At 71.7% G+C, this 5,114-nt stretch carries 6 protein-coding genes; 4 read left to right on the forward strand and 2 right to left on the reverse strand.

Features of this window, described 5'->3' with window-relative positions; genetic code table 11:
- The coding region (locus tag ABT367_RS40710; protein WP_352258938.1) for a class I SAM-dependent methyltransferase at nucleotides 1–460 on the reverse strand (460 nt) is incomplete at its 3' end.
- 87 nt (nucleotides 461–547) lie between these two features.
- Complete coding sequence (locus ABT367_RS40715; RefSeq protein ID WP_352258940.1) at nucleotides 548–1,075, reverse strand: SAV_6107 family HEPN domain-containing protein; 528 nt, start codon at nucleotides 1,073–1,075, stop codon at nucleotides 548–550.
- 273 nt (nucleotides 1,076–1,348) lie between these two features.
- Here ABT367_RS40715 and ABT367_RS40720 point away from each other — a divergent pair, with 273 nt between their 5' ends.
- The 4 genes from ABT367_RS40720 to ABT367_RS40735 form a co-directional block, all read left to right on the forward strand.
- Nucleotides 1,349–2,077 (forward strand): ATP-binding cassette domain-containing protein, encoded by a 729-nt coding sequence (locus ABT367_RS40720; RefSeq protein WP_352258942.1) that lies wholly within the window; start codon nucleotides 1,349–1,351, stop codon nucleotides 2,075–2,077.
- The gene (locus ABT367_RS40725; protein ID WP_352258944.1) at nucleotides 2,049–4,133 is read left to right on the forward strand and encodes a YhgE/Pip domain-containing protein; all 2,085 of its coding nucleotides are present in this window, start codon (nucleotides 2,049–2,051) and stop codon (nucleotides 4,131–4,133) included. Before ABT367_RS40720 ends, ABT367_RS40725 begins: the two co-directional genes overlap by 29 nt.
- A 34-nt stretch (nucleotides 4,134–4,167) precedes the next feature.
- Nucleotides 4,168–4,827, forward strand: coding sequence for a TetR/AcrR family transcriptional regulator (locus tag ABT367_RS40730; protein ID WP_352258946.1), 660 nt, complete (start codon nucleotides 4,168–4,170; stop codon nucleotides 4,825–4,827).
- Between the two features lie 49 nt (nucleotides 4,828–4,876).
- Nucleotides 4,877–5,114: alpha/beta fold hydrolase (locus tag ABT367_RS40735; protein WP_434975653.1), on the forward strand; the 238-nt coding region annotated here is incomplete at its 3' end.

Consider the following 5,114-nt stretch of genomic DNA (forward strand, 5'->3'; position numbering starts at 1 on the left):
CCGCCAGGGCGCGGGCGAGCACGGCGCCGCCGAGCCCGGCGGCCAGCAGGCTGAGCACACCGGTCTCGCGCAGCGCACCCGCCACGTTCCGTACGCCTTCGGCCGGGTCGTCCACGTACTCGAGGACGCCATGGCAGAGCACCGCGTCGTACGTGCCGGGCTCGACCACGTCGAAGAGTCCGTGCACATCGCCCTGCACGCCGCTCACCCGCTCCGCGACCCCGGCCTCGGCGGCCCGTCGCTCGAGGGCGAAGAGCGCGTTGGGGCTGGGGTCGACGACGGTGACGCGGTGGCCCAGCGCGGCGACCGGCACGGCGAACTTGCCGCTGCCGCCGCCCGTGTCGAGCACGTCGAGCGATTCCCGTCCGCTCGCCTTCACCTGCCGGTCGAGGGCCTCTTTCAGTACCTCCCAGACCACGGCGGTACGGAGGGAAGCACGGGGGCGCATCGGGTCCGACACGGCAGTTACTCCTCGGCGTGACTCCGCCGGTGCGGCGGGGGTGGGGACGGTTCGTCCCCACCCTATTGCTTCAGCAGCAAAGCCCCCTCACCCCGCATCCGGCTGTTCCGGACGAGGCTGCGGAAGGACCGGCTGGAGCACCAGCATCCGCTCGACCAGGCGCAGGAACATCGCGACATCGCGCAGCAGATCATCGGCGTCCCGGGCGCCGGCCGCGCCCTGGATACCCGCGTCCGCGCGGGCCCGCTTGGTGGCGCCGGAGGCGAACAGGGCGCTCCACTCGGCGAGTTCGGGTGCTATCTCGGGGAGCACTTCCCAAGCGCTGCGGATCTTCGCCCGCTTGCGCGCGCTGGTCTCGGGCCTCCCCCGCGCGGCGAGCACGGCGGCGGCGGTACGCAGGGCCGCGAGGTGGGCGGCGGAGTAACGCTCGTTGGGCGTCTCGAGGCGGGCCGCCTCGTCGAGTCCGCTGCGGGCCTGGGCGAGCAGATCGAGGGCGGCGGGCGGGGCCGATGCCCGGCGCAGGACCGGGTGGACGTCGCTCGCGGGACCGTTCAGTGAGGGGGCAGGGCCGGAGGCGCGGCGCCGGCGTGCGGCGGCTGCGTAGGAACTGGCCATGACGAACCTCCTGTCGTCGTTTGATACGGCACTGGCGAAAAAGCTGCCGTATGACCCCCATCGTGAAGTACGCCACTGACAATCGGCCCTGACCTGCGCTTATCGCTCGATCAAGGGTTCGGATAAGGGAGTTGAGGGAGGGCGGCGTACGAGTGCCGGATCGGCGTCGTGTACGTTTTTGCACTGACCAGTCAGTTCAAAAACAGGGGGCCGTAGGTGCTCGCGGTGCAGGGGTTCGGGGTGAGAGGCCCCCGAGGGTGGGCCTTTCGCGAGGTGGAGTTCACGGCGGAGCCAGGCACTCTGGTCGCCGTCGAAGGGCCGTCCGGTTCAGGGCGGACCTCCCTGCTGCTCGCGCTGACGGGACGTATGCGCGCCACCGAGGGCCGTGCCGAGGTCGGGGCGCTGCGGCTGCCCCGGCAGGCCGCGGCCGTTCGGCGGATCAGCGCACTGGCGCATGTCCCGGGCGTCACCGACCTCGATCCGGCCCTGACCGTCGCCGAGCACCTGCGGGAACGAGCCCTGCTGCAAAGGCGGTTCGGCATGTCGCTGCGCTCGTTCCTGAGCCCGCGCGCGGAGCGCGCGGCCGCATCCGCGCTGCTGCGCGAGAGCGCCCTCACCGCCGCCGGTCTCGACGTGGCGGCCCTCGTCAAGGGCTCGCGCACCTCCGTGCGGGATCTGGAGCGCATCGAGGCGCTGCGTCTGTCCGTGGCCCTCGCGCTGATCGGGCGGCCGCGGCTGCTCGCGGTGGACGACCTCGATCTGAAGCTGTCGGCCGGGGAACTGGCCGCCGCCTGGCGGATGCTGACGGCGATCGCCGAGACCGGGACGACCGTCGTGGCCGTGGGGCCCGGGGCTCCCGAGTCGGCGCGGAAGGTCCGGTTGGGGACCACGGACCAGGAGTCGGGGGCCGGGGACGAGACCTCGAGGGCCGCGGACGAGAAGTCGGGAACCACGGACGAGAAGGGGGCAGCCGATGCGCTCGCCGAAACTGGCCGTTCTTGAGCTCAAGCGCTTCGGCCGGGGCCGTCTCCCGCGCGCCGCGCTCGTCTCGCTGCTGCTGCTTCCGCTCCTTTACGGGGCGCTCTACCTGTGGTCGTTCTGGGACCCGTACGGCCGGCTGGACAAGATCCCGGTCGCGCTGGTCAACGACGACAAGGGGGCGAGCGCCGACGGCAAGAAGATCGCGGCGGGTGACGGGATAGCCGAGGGGCTGCGGGACAGCAGCACCTTCGACTGGCACGAGGTGGACGCGGCTCAGGCGCGCGCGGGCGTCGAGGACGGTACGTACTACCTCTCGCTGACCGTGCCCGAGGACTTCAGCCGGCGGATCGCGTCCAGCGCGGGGGGCTCCCCCGAGACCGGCGCCCTTCAGGTCCGTACGAACGACGCCAACAACTACATCGTCGGGCAGCTCTCGCGGACGGTGTTCTCCGAGGTGCGGTCGGCGGCCTCCAGCAAGGCGTCGCGGACCTTCCTGGACAAGATCTTCGTGTCCTTCTCCGACATCCACGGCAGGACGGAGGAGGCCGCCGACGGCGCCGGGCAACTCGAGGAGGGCGCGGGCAAGGCCAAGGACGGGGCGAAACAGCTCGCGGACGGTCTGGGCGACGCCAAGTCCGGGAGCGGTGAACTGGCCCGCGGAATCGAGAAGTTGGACCAGGGCGCCGGCGACCTGGAGACCGGCGCGGGCCAGGTGGCCGACGGGACGCAGACGCTCGCGGACAAGGTGAACGGCGCCGCCGACAAGGTCGGCCCGTTCCTGCGCGAGAACGGCGAGAGCATCGGTGACACGGCCCGTCTGGTCGCCGACTCCGCCAAGGCGATCCGCGGGCATCTGGACACGCTCGTGGAGAAGGCGCCGCTCGCCGCTTCCGGCACGGAGAAGGCCTCCGGAGCGCTGGACTCCGTGTACGAGGCGCGCTGCGAGGACGCGCTCCTCAAGGACCCGAACTGTCCGCAGCTCAAGCAGGCCAAGGAGGCGGGTGACGACGTCGAGCGGATCGCCGCGGACGTGAACACCGTCGTCCAGGACTACGCCGGGGACACCGACCGGCTCGACGACCATCTGGCCACCCTCGAGAAGCAGGCGAACGCGCTGGCCGACCGCGCCCCGCACCTCGGCGACGACCTCGACGCGGCCGTGAAGAAGATCAACCAGCTGAACCGGGGCGCCCAGGCCGTCGCCAAGGGCGCGGGCACGCTGCACACCGGGCTCAGCAGCGCCAAGTCCGGCTCCTCCGATCTCGATACGGGTGTGGGCCGCCTCAAGGACGGCGCAAAGGACCTGAACGGCGGGCTCTTCAAGCTGGTCGACGGGTCCGGCGAACTGGCCGGCGGCCTGCGCGACGGCGCCGAACAGATCCCGGACTACGACAAGAGCGACCGCGACGCCCGTACGGAGGTCATGGCCGATCCCGTACAGCTGGCCGCCAAGTCCCTGCACCAGGCGCCCAATTACGGCACCGGATTCGCGCCGTACTTCATCCCGCTGTCCCTGTGGGTCGGTGCGATGGTCGCGTACATGGTGATCGCGCCGCTCAACCGGCGGGCGCTCGCCACCGGCGCCTCCGCCTGGCGGATCGCGCTCGCGGGCTGGCTGCCGGTGGCGGCGATCGGTGCGCTGCAGACCACGGCACTGATCTCCGTACTGCACTGGGCACTCGGCCTGGAGATGGCCCACGCGGCGGGCACGGTCGGCTTCCTGCTCCTGGTCACCGGGTGCTTCGCGGCGATCGTGCAGTGGCTCAACGCCCGCTTCGGCGCGGCAGGCCGCATCCTCGTCCTCGCCTTCCTGATGCTCCAGCTGACCTCGGCCGGCGGCACCTATCCGGTCCAGACGAGTCCGTCGTTCTTCGGCGCGATCCACCCCTTCCTGCCGATGTCGTACGTGGTGGAGGCGCTGCGGCGGCTGATCACGGGCGGCGGGCTCGGGCCCGTATGGCAGGGGTGCGTGGTGCTCGTGGCGTTCACCCTGGGCGCGCTGGCGCTGACGGCGCTCTCCGCCCGCAAGCGCCAGGTGTGGACCCTGGACCGGCTGCATCCCGAGCTGACGCTGTGACAGGGGCGGTCCCGGGCCTGTGAGAATCGACCTCATGCAGAAGGCAGCAGGGGCCGGCGGCTCCAAGGCGGGCGGCGGCTCCAAGGCAGGCGGCGGGCGGCGGCAGGCCACCAAGGCGAAGTTGTACGAGGCGGCCGTGACGCTCATCGCGGAGCAGGGGTTCTCGGCGACCACGGTCGACGAGATCGCCGAACGCGCGGGAGTCGCCAAGGGCACGGTCTACTACAACTTCGCCAGCAAGGCCGAGCTCTTCGAGGAGCTCCTGCGCTACGGCGTCGGACTGCTCACCGAGTCGCTGCAGCGGGCGGCGGACGACACGGCCCGCGGCGGCGGCACCAAGGTCGCCGCCCTGGACGCGATGATCCGCGCGGGCCTGGACTTCATCGCCACGTATCCGTCCTTCACCCAGCTGTACGTGGCCGAGCTGTGGCGCACCGGCCGGGCCTGGCAGTCCACGCTGCTCGTCGTACGGCAGCAGGCGGTCGCCGTGGTCGAGGAGGTCCTGCGCGAGGGTGTGGCGGCCGGTGAGCTGAGCGAGGAGATCGACATCCCGCTGACCGCCGCGGCCCTGGTGGGGATGGTGCTCGTGGCGGCGCTCGACTGGCAGGCGTTCCAGCCGGAGCGGTCGATCGACGATGTACACGCGGCCCTGTCACGGCTGCTGCAGGGACGCGTGGGCGGCAGCCGGGTCTGAGCTTGCTGCGGGAGCGATGAGTTCGGGCGGCGGATCCGGTCTGCCTGGTATGAACACCACCCTTGACGTCAACGGGATCACCTTGGGCATCGAGTCGTTCGGTGCCGACGACGCTCCCCTCGTCCTGCTCGCGGGCGGCACGACGATGCTCTCCTGGCCCGATGCGCTGTGCGAGCGCCTCGCCGCGGGCGGCCGCCGCGTGGTGCGCTACGACCTGCGCGACAGCGGGGAGTCGACCCCGGCGGATCCCGAGGCACCCGCCTACACGCTGCGCGACCTCGCCGCCG

This window comes from Streptomyces mesophilus (assembly GCF_040300965.1).
Taxonomy (GTDB): Bacteria; Actinomycetota; Actinomycetes; order Streptomycetales; family Streptomycetaceae; genus Streptomyces; species Streptomyces mesophilus_A.

What these genes read in the sequence shown, in the direction of transcription:
- ABT367_RS40715 (WP_352258940.1), bottom strand. Translation starts at nt 1,075, where the DNA reads ATGGCCAGTTCCTACGCAGCCGCCGCACGCCGGCGCCGCGCCTCCGGC.
- ABT367_RS40725 (WP_352258944.1), top strand. Translation starts at nt 2,049, where the DNA reads ATGCGCTCGCCGAAACTGGCCGTTCTTGAGCTCAAGCGCTTCGGCCGG.
- ABT367_RS40730 (WP_352258946.1), top strand. Translation starts at nt 4,168, where the DNA reads ATGCAGAAGGCAGCAGGGGCCGGCGGCTCCAAGGCGGGCGGCGGCTCC.